The sequence below is a fragment of the Paenibacillus auburnensis genome (assembly GCF_927798115.1).
GTDB classification, from domain to species: Bacteria; Bacillota; Bacilli; order Paenibacillales; family Paenibacillaceae; genus Paenibacillus_AQ; species Paenibacillus_AQ auburnensis.
On the sequence record NZ_CAKMMG010000003.1, the window covers coordinates 333,006 to 354,473 of the forward strand.

Here is a 21,468-nt window from a genome sequence, read left to right on the forward strand (position 1 = left end):
AAAGGGGATGCGGATTCTCGCTCCCCTTTGTTATTCCAAAGACATCAGAAACGGAGGATTAGGGATGCTAAAAAAGTTAAAACAGCAGAGCCCTTACCATCTCATGCTGCTCCCCAGTATTATCCTGGTATTCATCTTCAGCTATATTCCTTTTTACGGGCTGGTCATTGCATTTCAAAAATATAATCCCGGTCTGGGCTTCAACTCCCCTTGGGTTGGATGGGACAACTTTGAGCATGTATTTAACCAGCCAAACTTCGTCCGAACGATTTGGAATACGTTGTACATGTCCGCCTTCAAGATTATCGGTGGTATTGTTGTTCCGGTAGTCTTCGCTTTGCTACTGAACGAAGTTGCCCGCAGTGCCATCAAACGAACCTTTCAAACACTGGTGTATATTCCAAATTTTCTATCCTGGGTCATTATGGCTGGCATTCTGCTGGATATCCTTAGCTCAGACGGTATTGTCAACAGCTTTCTGAAGCTGTTCGGAATCGGTTCCATCCCCTTCCTGGGCAGTCCGTCGATCTTCCCGTGGACCATGATTGTCAGTGATATCTGGAAAGGCTTCGGCTTCGGTACAGTAGTATACCTGGCAGCCTTAACCAGCATCGATCCCGGGTTATATGAGGCTGCCGTCATCGACGGGGCCAAACGGTGGAAGCAAACCCTGTATATAACACTGCCGCTCCTGATGCCGACGATTGTCCTCATGTCCGTCTTATCCCTTGGCACCGTACTGAATGCCGGATTCGACCAAATATTCAATCTCTATTCTCCTGTTGTTTACCAGACCGGCGACATTATCGATACTTATGTTTACCGCCTTGGCATACAACAAGCCCAATATTCGATCAGCGCTGCCGTCGGGTTATTCAAATCCATAATTTCCTGTATCCTCGTCGGAGTGTCCTATATCCTTGCCTATAAAGTTGCCAACTACAAAATCTTCTAAGGAGGCTTTGTCATGATTCAAGACAAAAGCATAGGGAGACGCATATTCCACGCGGCAAACTATACAATATTAATCTTAACTTCTCTGCTCTGCATCTTGCCTTTCATTAATCTGCTGGCAGTCTCCTTCAGCAGCAGCGCCGCTGTGTCGGCGGGAAATGTGGCGTTCTGGCCGGTAGATTTCACCACGAAAGCCTATGAATTCGCGCTGACCGGCGGTAAGTTCTTCACTGCTCTTTGGATTTCTGTTCAACGGGTTGTGCTGGGGACGCTAATCAACCTGATATTAATAGTACTTACCGCGTACCCGCTGTCCAAATCCAACCTGAAGGTGACAGGACGCAATGTATATATGGCATTCTTTATCATAACCATTCTTTTCAATGGCGGGTTGATTCCGACTTACCTTGTCGTGGTCAAAACTGGACTCATTGATTCCATTTGGTCCCTGATTCTCCCCGGAGCCCTGCCGGTATTCAGCATGATTATTCTCATGAACTTCATACGCGGTTTGCCGGAAGAGATTGAGGAATCGGCGATCATTGACGGAGCGGGTCCCTTTCAAATTCTGACCCGTATCCTCCTTCCTCTCCTTAAACCGGCGCTTGCCACCGTAGGCTTATTCAGTATTGTAGGTCACTGGAATTCATGGTTTGATGGCATTATTTATATGAACAATCCGGTGAACTATCCGCTGCAGAGTTATTTGCAGACGCTTCTTCAGAGCTTTGAACAGATTATGCTGAAGTCAGGAACCGACTATACCCAGTTACTTTCCATGATGAACGCGCGGACGGGACGTGCAGCTCAAATGTTCCTGGGCGCCATTCCTATCTTATTGGTTTACCCTTTCCTGCAAAAGTACTTTACGAAAGGTCTAGTGCTCGGCAGCGTCAAAGGATAAAAATTATGGTTTGATCAAGGTCAGTTGGATTTACTAAAAGCAGCGCGTCCTGTACTTCAGGAACCGCTGCTTTCTTGTGGTTAATTATGATATACCGGGCAGCAGAAAGGTGAAGGTCGTGCCTTCCTGAACAACACTCTTTACTCTTAGTCCGTAAGACTCTCCAAAATGAAGTCTGATCCGGCGCTGCACATTAAACAGTCCGATCCCCCTCGCTTCTTCCTCCGTCTCTTTGGCCCAGCTGTCCAGCAATTCCTGAATCGTCGCTTCATCCATCCCTGCGCCGTTATCCTGAACTTCAATGACTACATCCGCCCCTCTTGAGTAAACCCTTATCGTAATATTCCCGTCCTCTTCCAGTTCAGCGAAGCCGTGAAAAATCGCATTTTCAATAATCGGCTGCAGAATCATCCTTGGAACCCGGTACCCCAGCAGCTTTTCCTCAATCTCATAACTCATATGAATACAGTCATAATATCTTACATTTTGAATCGTGATGTAATTAGAGACATTGTCCAGCTCCTCACGGATCGTAACGAGTACCCCGTCAAACCGGGCGGTGTAGCGGAGCATTGAAATTAACGCTTCAGTCATGTCAACGATCTTATCTGCCTTTTGCATGGAGGCGATCCATTTCACGGAACCCAGAGTATTGTATAAGAAGTGAGGATTAATCTGGGAATGAAGTGCCCTGATTTCAGCCTCGGCTTTTTCCATTTCCTCCTGCTGGACTCTTTCGACCAGTCTTTTCAGCTCGTACGACATCTTGTTGAAACGGTTGAACAAATGCCCGAACTCGTCACTTGAACCGATATGCTTGACTTTCTCGAACTGGCCTTGCTCGACCAGAACGATATTGTTCATGAGTTTTTTAATCGGCCGGGTAATAACATTGGAAAGAAAAATGGAAATAACTGCAGCGAACAGGGACATTACTACGGCAAGTGTAACGAGGCTCCGGCCCAAAATTTCACCTTCATCGGTCAGCTCATCCATAGGCATGTATAAATAGGTCGTCCAATCCTTTTGGCCGAGCGGGCTGGTCACAACAATATTCTTGGAATCATCCGGACGTACATTGTCCCGGAACAGCGTGCCAATCAGCCGGTCATCGACGTTATATACGATTTTATCTTCGCTGTCGACAATCATAAACCTTGAACGTAGTGCTTCCTGTAAATTACGATTGACAATCTCGATAAACTTTATATCTATACTGACAACGATTACACCTAATAGCCGGCCTGTCGCCGCATCGTATATTTTTCTGGCATGGGAAACCGTCAGCGTTTTACTTTCCATCTGCTCGTCGATTCGAGTCGACAGGGTAATCGTTCGATCCTTCGTGTGCATGAATTTCTTGAACCAGAGCTCGTTCGCTACTTTGAAATTGTCATTGATCGGGTGATTGGGACTGACAAACAGATCCGGACCGCCGTTTAAGTTATATAGGTATATAGAGAATACGCGGTCTTTCATCATAATATAGTTCATTAAACTGTTGTAGGCGGCGATTTCCTTTTGCTCTCCGCCATCCCGCAGAAAATCCTGGATCGGATAACTTCCCTCATGCGTCGCCGATAAGCTGCTGCTTAGACCATTGCTCGCCAGCAGTGATATTTTCTCGATTTCTTTTAAAAATTCATCTATACGTATGTTGGTTTGCTTGGCCAAATCCTCCATTAAGCTTCGATAGTTATGTTCCAATAATCGTTCCGAGGAATGATAGGATTTAAAGGTCATTACAACAACTGGAAATATGATCACCAGCAGGCAAATCAACATGATTTTTGTTTTAATACGAATGGGCTTACCTTTCCGCATGACGCACCTCTTCTTCATTTGGCATCAACTCGGTGTATAATGCTTCTCACGATATTCCTCCGGAGTGACCCCCACCGTCTTCTTGAAGATTTTGCTGAAATAGGTGTAATTGTGATAGCCGACTATGTCCGCAATCTCATATACCTTCATTGTTCCTTCGCTGAGGTACACCTTTGCCTTTTCAATCCGGACCCGGGTCAGGTAAGAGATGAAGTTCTCTCCCCTCTCCTGCTTGAAAATCCGGCTGAGGTAAGAGGGATGAACATTAATCTGACCGGCTATGCTTTGCAAGGAAATGTCTTCAGCGTAATATTTGTTTATAAGGCTGACTGCAAGTTCAGTATACGAGGTTTCACGCATAGTCCCCGAGTTGCTGTCCAGGCATTCCGTCATGTATTCCAGCATACGCTGATGCACCTCTACCCAGCTCTCCCCTTTTAAAACGGTTTCATAAGGCGAATGCCCAATGAAAGGAATGCATGGTCTTTTCCCGGAAGGTAATAAATGTGCATTTATCTTCTCTACCAGCAGAATATATTTTGTGCGGATACTGCTCTCGTCCGTTTGCAGGGTTTTAAGCTCGGTGCGTATCCCATCTAAAAAAACCTCGGCCTGTCTCTTATCCTTAGCAGCCCAAACCTTGAGCAGATCTTGTTCTTCCTTAGCACTAATCAGGGAGGCTACAGGTTTACGTACAGGCTGTTTAATCAGATCCTCATAGAAAAATACATGTTGGTCATCATTAAAGAAGCGGGCCTTCAATGCCTGTTCGGCTTCCTTATATGCAGCTTTTAAGTGCTTAAATCCCGGGACCTTTGTGCTTACCCCAACCGTGGCACTCAGGCTCATAAAATCCCTTAAGGAGGACAGGATCTTACCGCTTAGCCTTTCTATATCACCGCGCTCCGAGCGGCTCCCGGCTAGAGTATTCACAATAACCAGATACTCGGAAGAATTGCCGATGACGATTTCCTTCACCCATCTGGTTGGAATAACCTCCTCCATAATATTCAGGATAGAAAATCGCAGCAGCTTTTCATCTTTCTCGATATACTTCTTCTTTAAGGCTTCAAAATGATTGACTTTCATGATCAGGAAAATCAACTCGGAGGATTGAACCCGGATATGTAATTCCTCTGCCTTAGTCCGGGCTTCCTGTTCGCTGATGAACCCGCTAATCAGATCCTTAAAAAAGTTCTCTTTCAAATGGCTGAGACTGAGTGAATAATCATAAGGTTTGTTACCCGCGGCTCCCTGGCTGATGTGCTCTGCTTGCCATTTCTCTCTAAGTGAGCTGAGCAGTTCGGTAAGAGCAGCGGGGGTAATCTCACTTTTGATCAAATAATCCGCCGCCCCTAATTTAAGCGCTTCCTTAACATAATGAAACTCATCAAAATTGCTTAAAATCACATATTTACAAGCCTTAAGCTTATTCGAGGTTTCTCGTATAAACTGCAATCCGTCCATCACCGGCATCTTGATGTCGGTAATGATAAGGTCCGGTAAAACTTCCAGGGCGATATCCATTCCCTCTTTACCATTCCCCGCCTCGCCTACGACTTGAAATCCATGCTGTTCCCAATCTATCATGCTGCGGATCCCTACCCGCATTAATAACTCGTCATCTACAATCAGCAGCTTATACATGATCATCCCCCTGCGATCTGCTTGTTTTATATTCCGACAGGCGTTCACTCTTCCTTAATTATAAGCGATAATGCCGATATTGACCTAAAAAGATTAATAATGATCTAAAATAAACACATTTACTCATTCCCGTTTTTTCCTGCAAAAAAAACCTTTCGTTCATTAAGAACGAAAGGGACTGGCGTTTATTCGTTGGATTACCGCTTATCGGCTACACTATCAATAACAAGCTGAATTTCATGCAGGGTTTCTTCAAGACTCTGGCCCGCCAGATAACGGTTGACGGACTCCTGAATATGGGTCTGGAGCGATTCGGTTGAAACGGTATGGGGCCAAAACAAAATGGCGTTGTCACGCGTAACAGCCTGCGCAATTTGTGCTGCGACCGGGTCGTCTATCCGGGCCGAAACGACGGAGGGAACCGCCGAGGCTCCTGCAGCCAGCTTCTCCTGAGTTGCTCTTCCGGTCATAAATGTGACAAACCTCTTCGCTTCCTCCGGGTACTTGGTCTTTGAATTAATCACCCGATAGGTTCCTACATTAATATTGGGGACGGTCTTCATACGGCCCGGAACACTCATAAAACGAATATCATTGGAAGGGTTACGCTGTCTGATGCTCGGAATGTCCCAGGTGCCTGTCATAATCATCGCCGCCTGGCCATGTCCGATCAGATCCTTAGACTGCTCATGCTTTAAGCTCTGCCAATTGGAAGGAACGTAGCCCCGGTCTATGATTTCCTTGTGCATTTTGATGGACTCTACGAAGATAGGGTCAGTGATCTTGATCTCCCCGCTTTCCAGCTTCCGCGTCCACTCCTCGTCTGCACCTGCATTGGACATGATGGAGCCCCAGAAGAATTGGGCGGTCGACCACTCCGAATCCATGGCAATTGGAATCACTCCCTCACCCTTGAGTTGCTCACATACTTGAAGCAGTTGATCCCAAGTCCGGGGAAGCTCAAGTCCTAGCCTGTTAAACAGCGTCTGGTTGTACAGCAGACCGTCGCTGTGCATGACCTCAGGCGCACCGTATACTTTACCATCTATCGTAACGGGCTTTAACGAATTAGGATAGAAGTCATTCACAAAAGCCGTATCTGTAAGCTCCAGATACACGTCGCTGCGGAGTGCACGAAATTCTTCAAACAAGCTTGGGGACCAGGTGTCAAATATATCGAGCGGCTCGCCGCCTAGCAGCCGGATCTTAATTCCGGCCGTATAGTTGTTATTCTGGATAAAATCGGCTTCGATCTTAATCCCCGGATTCTGCTCCTCGAACTGCCTGATTGCATCGTAATATACTTTACCCGCTTGTGCCGTATCCAGCAGGTAGCTGGAATAGCGTAGCACGATCTGCTCACTGGAGGTTTCCGCGTTCTCGCCGATCATGGATACATTCGTCCTGCTGCCGGTACTGCTGCAGGCCGACAGACTGCATGCTAATAATATAATGCTGGCCACCCGTCCCCGGCTTGCAGCGTTCATAACACAAAGACCCCTTTGGTTGTCATTTTTCTTATCGTATCCGGCATCTTAATCTTGATCCTTCATCCTAAATCATACACTCCAGCTATGTGCATGTGGAAGCCATATTTAACATACTTCAATGAATTACCGCATCGGTTGCATCCTGCCTACAGTTTTCCGCCGGATGTTGCAACGCCTTCAATAAATTGCTTCTGGAAGATAATATATAATATCAGCATGGGAATAATCGCTAGGACGGAGGCTGCCATTAATTCGGGATAATCGACCGAATAGGCTCCCTGGATTTTTGCCAGTGCTGACGACAAGGTTGCCGCATCCGAGTTCGTATTAACAATCATTGGCCACATCAGATCCTTAAAGGCAAACAAAGCGGTGAATATACCAAGCGCCACCATACCCGAGCGGACGAGAGGAAGCATGATTCTTAAGAATGTTTGTCCGATATTGCAGCCGTCCAGTTTAGCGGCCTCCTCCAGTTCCTTCGGCAATCCCATAAAAAATTGGCGCAGCAGGAAGGTGCCGAATGCGCTCACAAGACCTGGAAACAACAGCGCGAATATTGTATTACGCATGCCTAACGAATCGACCATCAGGTATTGCGGGATAATGAAAATCTGGGTAGGCACCATCATTTGGAAGAGAACAAGTCCAAAGAAAAAGCCGCGTCCGGGAAACTTTAGACGGGCGAAGGCATAAGCGGCCATGGCGCTAAACACAATGGAGCAGATTACTCTCAGAACGACCATGGCAAAGGTGTTCCAATAGAGCCTGGGAAAGTTGTTTTGCCGCAGCACTTCAATATAGTTCCCCCACCTCCACTGCGTAGGAAAAAAGACAAACGGATTCATGGACGTAGATTCGGTTACGGATTTAAATGAAGTCAGGAGCATCCAGAAGAAAGGCAAAATCATAAGGATTGCCCCGATGACGAGCAATACATGAATCATTGAATGACGGGGGATTCGAATCTTTGTATCCACAGCACTAGTCCTCCTTACATGTAGTTGACCCATTTTTTTTGCCCCCTCACCTGAAGGAATGTAATTACCATGATAATAGCGAGCAGCAGAATAACAATTGCGGATCCGTAACCTTTGTTGGAATATTTAAAGGAGTTATTATAGAACAGATACACAAGGGAAACGGTATGCTCATAGGCCGGGCTGGTCACGTCAATCATCATATAAATGACATCGAATACCTGCATAGCCTGAATGACCGAAGTTACGACAACAAAAAATAATGTCGGCGATAAAAGTGGTAGCGTAATGACGAAAAATTGCCGAAGCTTAGATGCTCCGTCAATTTCGGAGGCTTCGTAGAAATCTTTAGGAATCTCCTGTAAACCCGCGAGAAGCAAAACCATATTGTATCCGATAACGCTCCAAATCCCTATGATGGCTATTGAAATCAATGAAACTTTTGGATTGCCTACCCAATCGACGGCATTAATGCCGATTCTGGACAGCACGTAGTTAATTAACCCGAAATGTTCATTGTAGAGCCATCTCCATACCATGGTGACGGCAGCAGGAGCCGCAACCATCGGAATGAAGTAGATCGTACGGTAAAGCGACTTCCCCCGGATTTCTCCATTCAGAAGTACGGCTACGATCAGAGATAACGCGATGCTGATCGGAACGACAAGCACGGCATATAGCAGCGTATTACCGACAGCATGCCAGACCTGAACGTCATCAAACATCTTGCGGTAGTTATCCAGACCTACAAAGATATTTCCCCGGCCGAAATCTCCGCTCTTAAAGAAACTTAGATAGGCTGTTTGAATGATCGGGATGATATTCAGCACGATAAGTCCGATCATTGTCGGCGCAATCAGAAACCATCCCCAGGACCATTCGCTCCATGTCTGTCTGGAAATTCTTCTGGATACCACTTTACTCATGGATTCTCCCCCTCTCCTATCCCTAGGCAGCAGCCTTCCGGCTGCCGCCTAAAAGGATGATATATTTGAATAGTTCTTCTACGGCCTACTTCTCCTGAGACAAGCTTTCGTTCATCACCTTGGCCGCATTTAGTGCCGCTTCCTTAACCGGAATCTTCCCGGAAAAAGCTTGACCAAGGGCTTCATTGACCTTGTCTTCCCATACCGCCGTCGTGTTCGAGTATGGACGGATAACGCCATAATCGACCATATCTACAAATGCTTTGATGTTAAACGTCTTGTTTGAGGATATCCACAGATCCGCCGCACCGTTATATGCCGAGATGGCGACACCGAGTTCGGCTTGACGCTCTTGCCCCTCCTTAGAGCTGAGGAATTCGACGAATTGCCAAGCTTCTTCCGGATGCTTGGTATTGTAAGCAATAGCATGACCCAAACCGTTGTAAATAGAAGCCTGCTTCTCCTTCTTAGGCAGAACGGCCACATCGAAATTCTTAGCCATATATTCGTTTTCGGTAAATCCGGACAGATTCCAAGAACCGAAGTAACCCATGGCTACCTTGCCGTTTTTGATCAGCTCAGCACGTTCAGCATCGTCAAAGACTGCGGGAGAGAGACCTTCTTTGGCAAAATTAACATAATACTCAAGCGCTTCGATAGTCTTAGGATCGTCATAGCCCGATTGTTTATCATCCGTGATTACAGTGCCGCCATTCTGATAAATGAAATTATAGTAGCCTTCCTGATTGTGCAGCGGAGCAAGAAATCCGTAAACGCCGTCCTTCGTCAGTACCTTAGCCGCGCTGTACAAATCGTCCCAGGTCCATGTTTCGTCCGGGTGTTTCACACCTGCTGCGTCAAACATCGTCTTGTTGTACCACAAACCAATCGTATCGAAATCTTTAGGAATAGCATATTGCTTGTCTTGGAAGTTATAGATCTGGTTCAGTCCTTCCGGATAATTCTCCAGCTTGACCGATTGGCTGCTCTTAATTCTGTCACTCAGGTCGAGCAGCATTCCGTTGGAGGCATAACGGTAAATTTCGTTGGAATGCATCCAGAATACATCCGGCAGCGATCCCCCTGTTGCTCCTGCTTCAAGCATTGTCCAATATTCGGACCAGCCCGTGACTTCGATGTTGATCTTAATATCCGGATGATTATCCTCAAACTCGTCCGCCATCGTACGCAGCCCTTTTTCCTGATTAGAATCCCAAATCGCGTAAGTCAGGGTAACCGGATCTCCGCTCGGTTTTTGGCTGGCGGAAGCGGACGGAGCTGAAGACGCCGCCGGAGCTGAAGGCGAACTGGAAGTGTTATTGCCGCCGCATGCCGTAAGAGCAGACGCGGCAAGTCCGATCGCCATTAATACGGATAAACGTTTTTTCACTGAAAGACCCCCTAGATAGTTAAATGTCTTGGTACATTTATGATCTTAACGGGTCTTATCCGTGAGCTAAATCCACATTCTTTACGATCATACTTCCTTTCTTTACATCTTCTTTCCAGACTAAAAAAGCGCATAGATCCCTATGCACTTCTTTGACTATTGCTATTCTATTATTTACTTTTTCGTCCTTACACGGCGCTGGCCCGGTATTCTTCAGGACTTACTCCGGTCACCTTTTTAAACAGCTTACTGAAGTAAGCCGTATTAGGGTAGCCTACCCGATTAGCGACTTCATAAATACGGATGCTCTTTTCCTTTAGCAGGGCCTGAGCTTTTTCAATACGGATCTTGGTCAGGAAATTAACAAAGTTTTCGCCCGTTTCCTGTTTGAATACCCGGCTGAGATAGGATGAATTCACATTGATAGCATCGGCAACGGATTGCAGTGAAATATCTTCTGCATACCGCTGTAGCATTATAGTTTTGGCTTGTTCCGCATAACTCTGGGGGCGCTCTGGCAGGTCAAGGTTATGCTGCTCGCACTCCACTAAATACCGGCGGGCCAGCCGGTCCATCCCCTCTAAAGTCTCTTCCAGAAGAATTTGCTCGTACATGTTACGGCCATCATCATTTAAATTCGGCAGACTTGGGTAACAGGAGGAGATCAGGGATAGAACAGACAAATAAGCTTTCCGAGCGGCTTGTTCCGTATAACCTTCCTGGCGAAGCTTCTCATTCAGCTTCGTCATAAACCGGATAGCTCCTTCCGTGGAGCTCTCCACCTCCAGACGAAACTTTCTCTCATCCTCCGGGGTAATTGGAAAGATGTCTATATCTCTGTACCTTTGCGGAAGACAATCATAATACGCTATTCGCTCCGCACCATCAAAGAACAAACTCTTTAGCGCCATATCAGCTTCTCTGTATGCCTTTTTCAAAGTACCAAAGCCTAAGCCGACGGAGCTGATTCCTATTGTAACGGTAATGTTGAGAAAATCCTTTAACGTTTCCTGAATCCTGGCAAACATAGCGTTACAAAAAGCGAACTCCGTTCCCTTCAGCGCCTCCCCTTCCATATTCATAACGAGCAAATACTCCGCTGAATTCTCGACAATAATCTCGCGTTTTCTCTTTCGTGAAATAATCTCTTCCAGGATGTTAACTACGGAATATCTTAACAGTTTTGCGTCCTGTTCCACGTATTTTCTGCGGATATGTTCAAAACGGTCGATTCGCAGCTTTATCAGAACCATCGGACCCTGCTGAAGCGCAATATTCAGCGCATCGGCCTTCTCGATGACCTCGCCTTCCTCGCGGAACCCGCTAATTAATTCCTTGAACAAGGTTTCCTTCAGATAGCCGATCCCCTCCTTTACCTGTTCCTTTAACACAGCAGCGTCTTCCTCTTTAGAAGCCTTGGCGATGCGCTTCTGCACCTTATCCAGCACGTTCAGCAATTCTTGCGGCTTGATGTCGCTCTTGATGAGATAGTCCTCGGCTCCAAGCCTGATCGCTTCCTGCGCATAATGAAACTCGTCCAAACAGCTTAAAATAACATACCGGCAGCCCTCGTGTTTGCGGGAATGTTCTCTTATGAGTTCAAGTCCGTCCATTACTGGCATCTTGATGTCAGTAATGATGAGCCCCGGCTGATGGAGCTCCGCCAGCTCCAGTGCTTCTCTGCCGTTTGCCGCTTCGCCGACAATCCGGAAGCCATGCTTCTCCCAATCGATCATTGACTTCAGCCCGATTCGCATGAGCAGCTCATCATCGACGATAAGCACCTTGTTCATTTCCGGTCTCCCCCTTCTTAACTTTTGGTATCTTTATGGTGAACAGCGTTCCCTTTCCCTTTTCACTGCAGAATGTAATTCCGTAATGCTCACCGAATACTCTTTGTATGCGGTTGTGCACGTTGAATACCCCGATACTGCCAGGAATCCCTTCCGGATTATACAGCCTCTTCCTTAATTCGGCGGAAACGGCTTCATCCATTCCGGTTCCATTGTCACTTACCTGAATGGCGATATCATTTACACCGCTGGGCATCACCACTATCTTCAAGCTCCCATCTTCAATATCCGCGATTCCGTGAAAGATAGCGTTCTCCACAATTGGCTGGATGCTCAGCTTTAGAATTTCATAATCGAGAAGCTGTTCATCCAATTCATAATGTACCGTAATGCGATTAAAGTACCTCACCTTCTGAATCGTCAGATAGTGAGCGATGTTATCCATTTCTTCACGAATTGGAACCATCCGGTTCTCGGCCTTAGAGGAATAGCGTAGGATCGAGATAAGCGCCTCAGTCATCTCGACGATCTTATCCGCCCTCTGCATCGAAGCGATCCATTTGACCGAATTCAGCGTGTTATACAGAAAATGCGGGTTGATCTGAGCTTGAAGTGCCCGGATCTCTGCCTCTGCCTTCTCCTCCTGCTCTTGATAGATACGCTCAACCAGCTGCTTAAGTTCAGAAGACATCTGCTCGAAGCGCCTGGCGAGAAGTCCGATTTCATCGTTGGAACGGACGGAGGGCAAATTGTCAAACTTGCCCTGCTCAACGAGTGTCATATTTCTCATAAGCCGTTTAATCGGTCTCGTGACCAGGCCCGACAAATAGAACGAACTGATTACAGCGAACAATACCAGTCCAATGACGATCAGCCATAAATTTCGTATCAGTATATTTCCTTCTACAGCCAGTTCTTTAACCGGCATGTACAGATAGGTAGTCCAATTATGGGCTTCGAATGCCGAATGAATTAGAATATAGCTTTTGCCTCCGGATTTAACTACTTCTCTTGGGGTGTCTTTATGAATTTCAACAGCCGGGAGAAACATGTCACTGAAGGATCGGCCGATTCGTGAGTAATCGGTATTGAAAAGCACTCGGTTCTGTTCGTCAACGATTGTAAAGGCTGAACGGCTACTCTCCTGCAGCCGCCGGTTCACTTTGTTAATGAAATCGATATCAATGCTTATCACCATGACCCCCAGCAGCTTGCCGTCCTCCAGATCAAAGATTTTGCGCATATGATAGATCGCCCAATTGTTCTCTTGCTTTGTCTGCAAATCAATACGGGAAGGCAGGTCCCTGGTTATATCGTCTTCTTGCAGAAAGTTGGTGAACCACCTCTCGTTGCGGGGGTGATAAGTGTAATCGACTGGCTTATTTGTACTAACCAGCAGATCCTGGCCGCCATTCAAGTTATAAATATAGACCGAGAAGGCCCGTTCCTTCATCGTAATATAATTCATCAGCAGCTGCGTAGCCTGATTCTCATTGCTCTGTGACGGGCTCTTAAGATAATTCTGAACCGGGTAGTTCTCTTGGGAAACTGCCGACACATAGCTGTTGATTCCGTAAGAGGAGATTAGGGAGATCTGCTCGATATCCTCCAGGAATTCCTCGATCCGGATATTCGATTGCCGGGTGATGTCCTCCAACAGATCAGTGTACTTGCTCTCCAGCATTTGTTGCGAAGAAATATAAGAATTAATAAACAGAATGATGATAGGGATCAGGATCGAAAGGATAAACAGGAGCACCATCTTATTTTTAATGCTGATGAATTTAAATTTTTGGTACAAGAGAACAACCTCCATACCCCAGTATTACAACGACTCTATGATATTCTCTGATGCCAGAGGTTGGCTACCCTTAATTTTTGATTCCCGATCAAAAACGACCCGAATGTAAAAAAATGAATCGTATGTTGTCAAATTTGTACATTTCATCGTACAGGCCGTTTCATTAAGCTGAATATAAACCAGGATAGAAAGGAGAATGATAGAAGCCCCATTCAATCTACCCACCAAAGACAGGTTGCTAGTTGAACTCCGTGTATTATTCATTAAGGAGGAATGATGAAATGAAGAGATTCAAATGGATGTCCGCATTTCTTGGCGCTGCTCTTGCTTTGACCTTATTGCCCGCAAATACGGGACATGCAGCGAACTCACAATTCATTGTAGATTTATCGAAAGATACCGGGACTATCAGGTATGGTGCCAACGGTTTTCTCTATGGTCTCAGTGATCCGGGCATTCCAAGCGATAATATGCTCATCCCTCTCAAACCGCAAACAATTTCTCAAAAAGCCCCGAATGGACTGCAGCACCCGAATGGCGACGCACTCGTAGTGGCTCCCCAATTCATCCGGGCGGGCGGACGACAAATTTTGATTGAGATGCAAGATATCTACCAGAATTGGCCCTATGAAAATAACGGCCTGGCTGATTACTTAACGAAGGTAGATACGATAGTGAATAACGTACTAGCTGACCCAAATAAAGAGGTCTATGCCTTTATTCCATTCAACGAACCCGACTGGATTTGGTACAACCCCACGGACAAGCTGCAGAACTTTTTTAACGACTGGAAAACCGTCTATCAACGGATCCGTTCGATTTATCCTAACGCAAAAATTGCCGGACCAACATACTCGTACTATAATGCGAATGTTTACAGCCAGTTCATGACCTTTGCAAAAGAGAATAACGTACTGCCTGACATCATGCTATGGCATGAGCTGGACAATTCATTCTTCACAGATTGGTATACGCATTACAACCATTATCGCGGAGTTGAAGCTAGTCTCGGTATTGCTGCGCGGCCGATCGTCATTAATGAATACGGAAGAGCTTCAACCGACATCGGCGTCCCGGGAAATCTTGTTCAGTTTATCGCAAAATTTGAGAGCAGCAAGGTAGACGGCAATCTTGCCTATTGGACTACGGCAGGCTCTTTGAACGATCTGGTCACTCAGAATAACCGGCCGACAGGCGCATGGTGGCTTTATAAGTGGTACGCCGGGATGACGGGCAGAACGGTGCAGGTCACTCCTCCTTCCCAGAATGGTTCGCTTCAAGGCGTCGCATCTCTGGACAGCTCGAAGAAGCAGGCGCGTATTATTCTGGGAGGTTCACTTAACAGTACGGACGTTTTCGGCACCGATGTAGTCATCAAGGGCTTCGGTTCAGCTTCCTACTTTGGTAGCTCTGCTCACGTCACGGTATGGGGTACGGATAACACGGGAACAACCCCCGCAAATGTTCCGTATGTGGTGCAAGAGGGAGACTATCCGATTGTTAACGGGCAAATTACAGTACCGGTCAATGGGTTAAAAGCGCAATCAGCCTATCAGTTAATCGTTACCCCTGATAAGGACTTGTCCCCCGTTGGCAGCTCTACCCGTTATCAGGCCGAGTATGCCGATATCACAGGAACAGCTGCAATTACTTATGGATCAACAGGGGGTTACTCCGGCACTTCATTCGTTGAAGGGTACGGAGGAAGCAACAACGCCAGTACAAATTTTGTAGTAAATGCCACAGGGGATGGTTATTATAATGTCACGGTCCGATATGCAGCGGGGCCGTTAGGCAGTGCACCTGCTACACGCAACCTCCGTATGGATTTGAACGGCAGTACACTGACAGACTTATCCCTACCGGCTACGGCCAATTGGGAAACTTGGGACAGTTCTACCCTTCGTGTCTTCCTCACCGCCGGCATTAACCGTATTAATCTGAAAGCGTTCACAAATGATGAATCGGATGCCGTAAACATTGACTATATCGATGTCGTGCCAACATCGGGCAGTATCACGTCATACCAGGCGGAAGCATCCGCCAATAGTCTCGGCGGCAATGCTGCCATTTCCAGCAGTGCCAATGCAGCAGGTGGCAGTGTAGTAAAATGGATCGGAGCGGGATCCGGGAACTACTTACAATTCAATACCATCAATGTGCCGGTGACCGGGCTTTACCAGATGGTCGTTACGTATGCCAATGCCGAAGTTGTAGGAACACACGCTTACAACAACAATATCGTGAACCGTTATGCCGATATCAGCGTGAACGGCGGAACGGCGCAGCGTAAGTATTTCCGCAATACGCTGAACTGGTCAACCTTCTATACAACAGTCGTCGACGTACAGCTGAACGCCGGCAGCAATACGATTCGCTTCTCTAACGGCACAGCCTACGCTCCGGATATCGACCAGATTTCCGTAGCTGCTGCAAAGAACTGATGCTACTAAAAACTGTTTAGGCGACAAATTAAAATAAACATAGGATGGCCTTAGTCTTGAATCAGGGAGACTAAGGCCATTGCTATGATTGGCATGTGTCTATGTTTGAAAGCTAAAAATTCATTCTTTTTAGCATTGTACTAATTCCGCGCATAACATGGTGCTACGAAATTCCCAGCTATATCATTTCTTTCTGAATATAATCAAAATATTCAAAATGCGCAGGAGACCGGCTGATCTTTCCGTTTCCTGTTGCATACATTCCGAAGTATACCCCTGTGAAACCTCCTGCTACCTCTGTTGCCACATACGAGCATTCCCCGCTGCCGATTATAACCCACTCCTGTCCGGCTAAGGAATAGCTGAAGATATACTGTTGGGAATCCGATCGGATGCTCAAAACCACCTCGGTTGCCACCAGCTCATCCTCCCTTTCCACCTTCCACAGCGAACCGATACGCCGGCGCAAGAACAGTGTCCTGCGGCCGTTATCTTTTCTCATCCCAATCTCGTAATGGGCTCTTTCGTTCATATAGACGGTCAATCCAGCTTCTTCACCGTCATTAACCGGATCAAACAGCAGCAGAGCTGAGACCGCACAATCGAAATCCTGCTGCCTGCGGCCGACAAAGGCCAGCTGCTGTGAGTCGTCCAGTGTATATTCTGTTCCATATAGCGTTAGACAGCTTTTCCGGTCAGAAAGCGAGTAGCTCTGTTCAGGCGGATTCTTAAAAAAGTTCCACTGCAGGCCCAGAGCCCCGCCATCGAAGCCGTCCCTGCCAAAGCGGGATAACCCCGCGTCATAGCCTCCGAAAAACCCCGGAGCTTCCATCTCCAATCCGATTCGTCCGTTTTCGCCAATCAGCGGCCAGCCGTCCTCGGTCCAGGTTACAGGTGCTAGGTACGTTTCCCTGCCCAGATGGTGGTGAAAGGGATACCCGACCGGCCGGATGCCGAGCAGTACGGTCCACCATGTGCCGTCATGGGCCTGAACGAAATCAGCATGTCCGGTAGCCTGAACCGGATGGCTGATGCTTCTGTGAGTCAGAACGGGATTGTATGGACAGGTCTCAAAAGGCCCGTAAGGCTGGCGGCTTCTGGCAACTGTCACCATATGGCCGTACTCCGTGCCGCCTTCGGCTATAAGCAAATAATAGAAGTCATTTATACGGTACAAATGCGGGCCTTCCGGAAAGCTGCCGCCGGTCCCTTCCCAGATCAGCTGCCGTTCTGTCAGAATGTCACCTGTAGAGAGATCCATTTCCGCCTGATAAACCCCCGGAACAGCATCCTTGTAGCTCCCCGTACCTGTAATATATACTTTTCCGTCTTCGTCAAATAATAGTGACGGATCAATTCCTCCCCATTGGTCCAGATAAAGAGGCTCAGACCATGGACCCTCCGGCTTTTCCGCCTGGATGATAAAGTTCCGCCCGCCAACCGTGTTGGTGGTCACAATGTAGAACTGTCCGTTATGAAAACGGATTGTCGGCGCATAAATGCCCATATAGCTGAACAACGGGCCACCGTCTGCCCCCTCGCTGCTGAGCAAGGGCACCTGGCTCTCCCTGGTTAAGCCGTAGCCGATCTGCCGCCAGTTAATTAGATCCTTGCTGTGGAAAATAGGCAGCCCGGGGAAATAACCAAACGAGCTGTTAACCAGGTAATAGTCGTCATCCACCCGGCAGATGCTCGGGTCCGGATAGGCTCCGCTAACAATCGGATTGCTGAATTTCATCTCCATGCTCCTTCTCTCTTTTTATTTGACAGCGCCAATGGTGATACCCTTAACAAAATATTTCTGGAAGAACGGATACGCGATCAGGATCGGCAGAACTCCGATAGCCGCAATGGCCATCCGGACGGAAGTGCTTGGGAGCTCCGCTATCGCTGCTCCGGCGTTCACGCCAGCAGCATTGCTGTTGCTTGTCAGGAACTGAATGTCCATCACCATCTTGGTGAGAATCGTCTGAATCCCGAACATCCGGGTGTCGGTAATATAGATCAGGCCATTGAACCAGTCATTCCAGTAGGCGATAGCCTGAAACAGCCCGATCGTTGCCATAATAGGCATGGATAACGGAAGGATGATCCGGTAGAAAATTTTGATCTCCCCCGCCCCGTCTATACTTGCCGCATCAATCAGTGCAGGCGGAATCGAGGTCAGGAAGAACGTCCGGACCAGCAGGATATTAAAGCCGTTCATCAGCAGGCCTGGCAGGAGCAGGCCGAAGAGTGTATTTTTGATATCAAAAAGCTGTGTATACACCAGATAAGTCGGCACCAGACCGCCGTTAAACAGCATGGTAAAAAAGACGATGAAGGTCCAGAACCTGTTCAGCGGCATATCCCGGCGGGATAACGGATAAGCCAGCATCGAGGTGATAGCCAGACTTACTGCAGTTCCAACCGTTGTTATAAGAATTGTAATGCCGTAAGCCCGGCCCAGCTCCAGCTGATGCTGCCAGAGATACTCATAGGCCTTCAGGCTGAACGCCTCCGGGAAGAACGTATAGCCCTGCCGGACGATACTTTCTTCACTGCTGAACGACGCAATTATCAGCAGGGCAAAGGGAACAAGACACGCCGCGGCAAATAGCCCCAAGACCATATTAGAAATCCATTTCATTGCTTTACTCTCGTTAATCATAATCCGCTCACCCCGATTCTGTTTAGAATAACGCATTATCTTTGCTGAACCTGCGGACAAGCAGATTCGCCCCGAGCACCAGAATGAAGCCGACGATGGACTGATAGACGCCGGCCGCCGATGCCATCCCCATATCCCCTGATACCATCAGTCCCTTATAGACATAAGTATCAATCACGCTCGTCGTATCCGAAATAAATCCTGCATTCATTGGCACCTGATAGAACAGCCCGAAATCGGAGTAAAAGATCCTGCCGATACCCAGCAGTGTCAGCATGACAATAACCGGCGTAATCAGCGGAATCGTTATGGAGCGGATCTGCGCCCACTTGGAGGCTCCGTCCAGCGTTGCAGCTTCATAGTATTCCGTATCAATACTTATAATAGAAGCCAGAAAGATTATGCAGCTGAAGCCGATAGATTTCCATAGATGAATAATCGTCAGGATAAACGGCCAGTACTTCGGCTCGGTGTACCACGAAATCGGATCAATCCCCAGGAGCGGCAGGACGGTTTTGTTCATAAAGCCCGTCTCCAGGCTCAGTCCGGCATAGGCCAGGTAACCGACAACAACGAATGAAATCAGATGGGGCAGGACAATAACACTCTGATAGAACCGGGACAGCACCTTTTTCTTGATCTCATTGAGCAGAATGGCAAAGGCGATCGCGAATAGCGTTCCCAGCACGATGAACACCGCATTATATAAGATCGTATTTCGCGTGATGATATAAGCGTCACTTGTCTGGAACAAATATTTGAAATTCTGAAAGCCGATCCATTCGCTGCCGAATATGCCTTTGGTGAAATTAATATTTTTGAAAGCAATGAATATCCCCAGCATCGGGAAATAATTGTTGATCAGCAGATAGACGATTCCCGGAATCATCAGCAAGTATAAGGGGGCATATTTAAGCTTCTTGCTGCCTTGCTTTAAGCTCAGCTGCTTCATTTGGACTGCACTTCCTTTCCTTTTGGCAAAATAGCATTTTAAAAATACGATCCAACCAGCCTTCTGCTGATTGGATCGTAAGCCTTCCTATTTGGACGCGTTGCCGGCAGCCCATTCATCCAGCTGCTTCTGCTTTTCGGTGATGATGGTATTAATACCGGCATCATCGAGCTTCTTCAGGAATTCGGGAAGCGCTTTGTCCAGCTCAAGCACGCCGCTCTCGATAGCCCGGCGGTATTGGTCAAGCACCGCATTGCAGGCGGCAATTTCAGCCTTTACAGAATCACCGTTAAAGGTAAAGCCGAGGGCTTTGGATTTGGCGGCAGACTGGTTGAACTCGTTCATCTTCACATACACTTCAGGATCATCGCCCTCGAAGACATAGGAGAGGAACTGGTTGCCGTGCATCCAGCCGTCACTCTTGTATCCGACATTGTCACCTGTAACTCCATCCGGGTATTTGATCACATTATCCGCACCTTGGACTTTTACATAATGCTTGCCTTCAATCCCCCAGTCGATCAGGTTTACAATGTCCTTGTCGGTGTACATCAGGTTCAGAAACTGCAATGCTTTTTCCGGCTTCTCTGAAGTGGCTGCAACACCGATAGCAACGTTAGTCACCGTATCGGTCATGGCCACTGGCTTCTGCGTACGTGCAGCAGTCATTTCCACCCCGACATTGCGGCTTTCCTGTGTTTCAAAGCCCGGCTTCATCGCGGATAACCAGCTGGCTGCCTTGCCGGATTTCACCATCACATTGTTTAATTCCGGGCTGGTTGCGGCATCCTTGACCAGGTAGCCTGCCAGATACCACTCGCGGATCTTGGTTACAATCTGTTTATACTCCTCGGAAGCGAACAGGTTCACGACCTTCACATCATCAAGTCCATGATTTAGCAGGACACCCAGGTTGTTCCCGAGCGGATCCTGGATTCCGTAAGTACTGAGAATCGATCCGTTCGTCAGGTTGGTAGCACCGGCCATTCCCGGCTCATTTTCTTTTACTGCCTTAAAGACTAACTCGAAATCATCAAAGGTTTTCACATCATCTAGGTTGATGTTATTTTTGTCCACAATATCCTTGCGGACTACTATACCGAAATCCTGCGCCAAATCGCGGAGACTCGGTACACCGTAGCTGACGCCGCCAACCTTGGTAGCGTTATAGTAATCGACGCCAAGGGCATCGATTGTCCCTTGCGCATTGGCTTCCATGATATTGCCAATCGGGTACAAGGCTCCTTTGGCTACCTGATTGCTGTAGGTGCTGAGCATGGCGAACATATCCAGCTTTTCCCCGCTTGATAGCATCAGGTTGATCTGGTTGGTGAAAGCGCTGTTACTAATCGGCAGAAGCTTGACCTTTACATTGATTTTGTCCACCGAAATCTTGTTGATGGCCTCCTGTACCTCCTGTATGTCTGCCGGTACATTGGAGAACGCCGGATAAGCGTACACCACTTCATAAGGCTCCTCTTTACTCCCGGACGGATCGGCACTGCCTGCTTCTTTGTTCCCTCCGCCTGTATTGTTACCCCCGGAATTTCCTGAACAAGCGGTTACTGCAAGCATAAATACCAGTATGAGACTCAACCAGCCAAGCTTTTTCTTCATTTTTCATCCCCCTGTACCGTGTGTGAGTTGGAATCGAATTTGCATCGAATCTGTTTATAATGTTACAGCGGGCCACATTTCCTCACTACTCTGTTT

Annotated in this window: 15 protein-coding genes; 3 read left to right on the forward strand and 12 right to left on the reverse strand. The window is 47.4% G+C overall.

The features are described 5' to 3' along the window. Positions 1-64: 64 nt before the first annotated feature. Positions 65-955, forward strand: coding sequence for an ABC transporter permease (locus L6H70_RS15295; RefSeq protein ID WP_236334544.1), 891 nt, complete (start codon positions 65-67; stop codon positions 953-955). 12 nt (positions 956-967) lie between these two features. Further along, positions 968-1,858, forward strand: a complete 891-nt coding sequence (locus L6H70_RS15300) for a carbohydrate ABC transporter permease (protein ID WP_236334545.1) — start codon at positions 968-970, stop codon at positions 1,856-1,858. An 84-nt stretch (positions 1,859-1,942) separates the two neighbouring features. Here L6H70_RS15300 and L6H70_RS15305 read toward each other — a convergent pair whose 3' ends face one another. From L6H70_RS15305 to L6H70_RS15340, 8 genes are all read right to left on the reverse strand, one after another. After that, positions 1,943-3,541: a cache domain-containing sensor histidine kinase gene (locus L6H70_RS15305; protein WP_236334547.1), complete on the reverse strand. Its 1,599-nt coding sequence runs from the start codon at positions 3,539-3,541 to the stop codon at positions 1,943-1,945. Between the two features lie 165 nt (positions 3,542-3,706). Further along, positions 3,707-5,329, reverse strand: coding sequence for a helix-turn-helix domain-containing protein (locus tag L6H70_RS15310; RefSeq protein WP_236334549.1), 1,623 nt, complete (start codon positions 5,327-5,329; stop codon positions 3,707-3,709). Positions 5,330-5,526: 197 nt separating this feature from the next. Then, a complete protein-coding gene (locus tag L6H70_RS15315) occupies positions 5,527-6,816 on the reverse strand; it encodes an ABC transporter substrate-binding protein (protein ID WP_236334551.1) in 1,290 nt (429 codons plus the stop codon). Positions 6,817-6,965: 149 nt separating this feature from the next. Beyond that, a complete protein-coding gene (locus tag L6H70_RS15320; RefSeq protein WP_236334731.1) occupies positions 6,966-7,766 on the reverse strand; it encodes a carbohydrate ABC transporter permease in 801 nt (266 codons plus the stop codon). Between the two features lie 47 nt (positions 7,767-7,813). Next, positions 7,814-8,725, reverse strand: a complete 912-nt coding sequence (locus L6H70_RS15325; protein ID WP_236334553.1) for a carbohydrate ABC transporter permease — start codon at positions 8,723-8,725, stop codon at positions 7,814-7,816. Between the two features lie 85 nt (positions 8,726-8,810). Next, positions 8,811-10,115, reverse strand: coding sequence for an ABC transporter substrate-binding protein (locus L6H70_RS15330; RefSeq protein ID WP_236334555.1), 1,305 nt, complete (start codon positions 10,113-10,115; stop codon positions 8,811-8,813). Positions 10,116-10,303: 188 nt separating this feature from the next. Continuing rightward, on the reverse strand, positions 10,304-11,908 hold the full coding sequence (locus L6H70_RS15335) for a response regulator (RefSeq protein ID WP_236334558.1): 1,605 nt from the start codon (positions 11,906-11,908) through the stop codon (positions 10,304-10,306). Continuing rightward, a complete protein-coding gene (locus L6H70_RS15340; RefSeq protein WP_236334561.1) occupies positions 11,883-13,709 on the reverse strand; it encodes a sensor histidine kinase in 1,827 nt (608 codons plus the stop codon). The genes L6H70_RS15335 and L6H70_RS15340 overlap by 26 nt, the downstream gene beginning before the upstream one ends. Before the next feature lie 281 nt (positions 13,710-13,990). Between L6H70_RS15340 and L6H70_RS15345 the strand changes: the two genes are divergently transcribed. Further along, entirely contained in the window at positions 13,991-16,153 is a 2,163-nt protein-coding gene (locus L6H70_RS15345) for a carbohydrate-binding protein (RefSeq protein ID WP_236334562.1), read from the forward strand. Between the two features lie 178 nt (positions 16,154-16,331). Here L6H70_RS15345 and L6H70_RS15350 read toward each other — a convergent pair whose 3' ends face one another. The 4 genes from L6H70_RS15350 to L6H70_RS15365 form a co-directional block, all read right to left on the reverse strand. Further along, the gene (locus L6H70_RS15350) at positions 16,332-17,891 is read right to left on the reverse strand and encodes a glycoside hydrolase family 43 protein (protein ID WP_236334565.1); all 1,560 of its coding nucleotides are present in this window, start codon (positions 17,889-17,891) and stop codon (positions 16,332-16,334) included. 21 nt (positions 17,892-17,912) lie between these two features. Continuing rightward, on the reverse strand, positions 17,913-18,803 hold the full coding sequence (locus L6H70_RS15355; protein ID WP_236334732.1) for a carbohydrate ABC transporter permease: 891 nt from the start codon (positions 18,801-18,803) through the stop codon (positions 17,913-17,915). A 22-nt stretch (positions 18,804-18,825) separates the two neighbouring features. Beyond that, positions 18,826-19,755, reverse strand: coding sequence for an ABC transporter permease (locus L6H70_RS15360; RefSeq protein WP_236334566.1), 930 nt, complete (start codon positions 19,753-19,755; stop codon positions 18,826-18,828). 87 nt (positions 19,756-19,842) lie between these two features. Further along, positions 19,843-21,372 (reverse strand): ABC transporter substrate-binding protein, encoded by a 1,530-nt coding sequence (locus L6H70_RS15365; RefSeq protein ID WP_236334568.1) that lies wholly within the window; start codon positions 21,370-21,372, stop codon positions 19,843-19,845. Between the last annotated feature and the right edge of the window lie 96 nt (positions 21,373-21,468).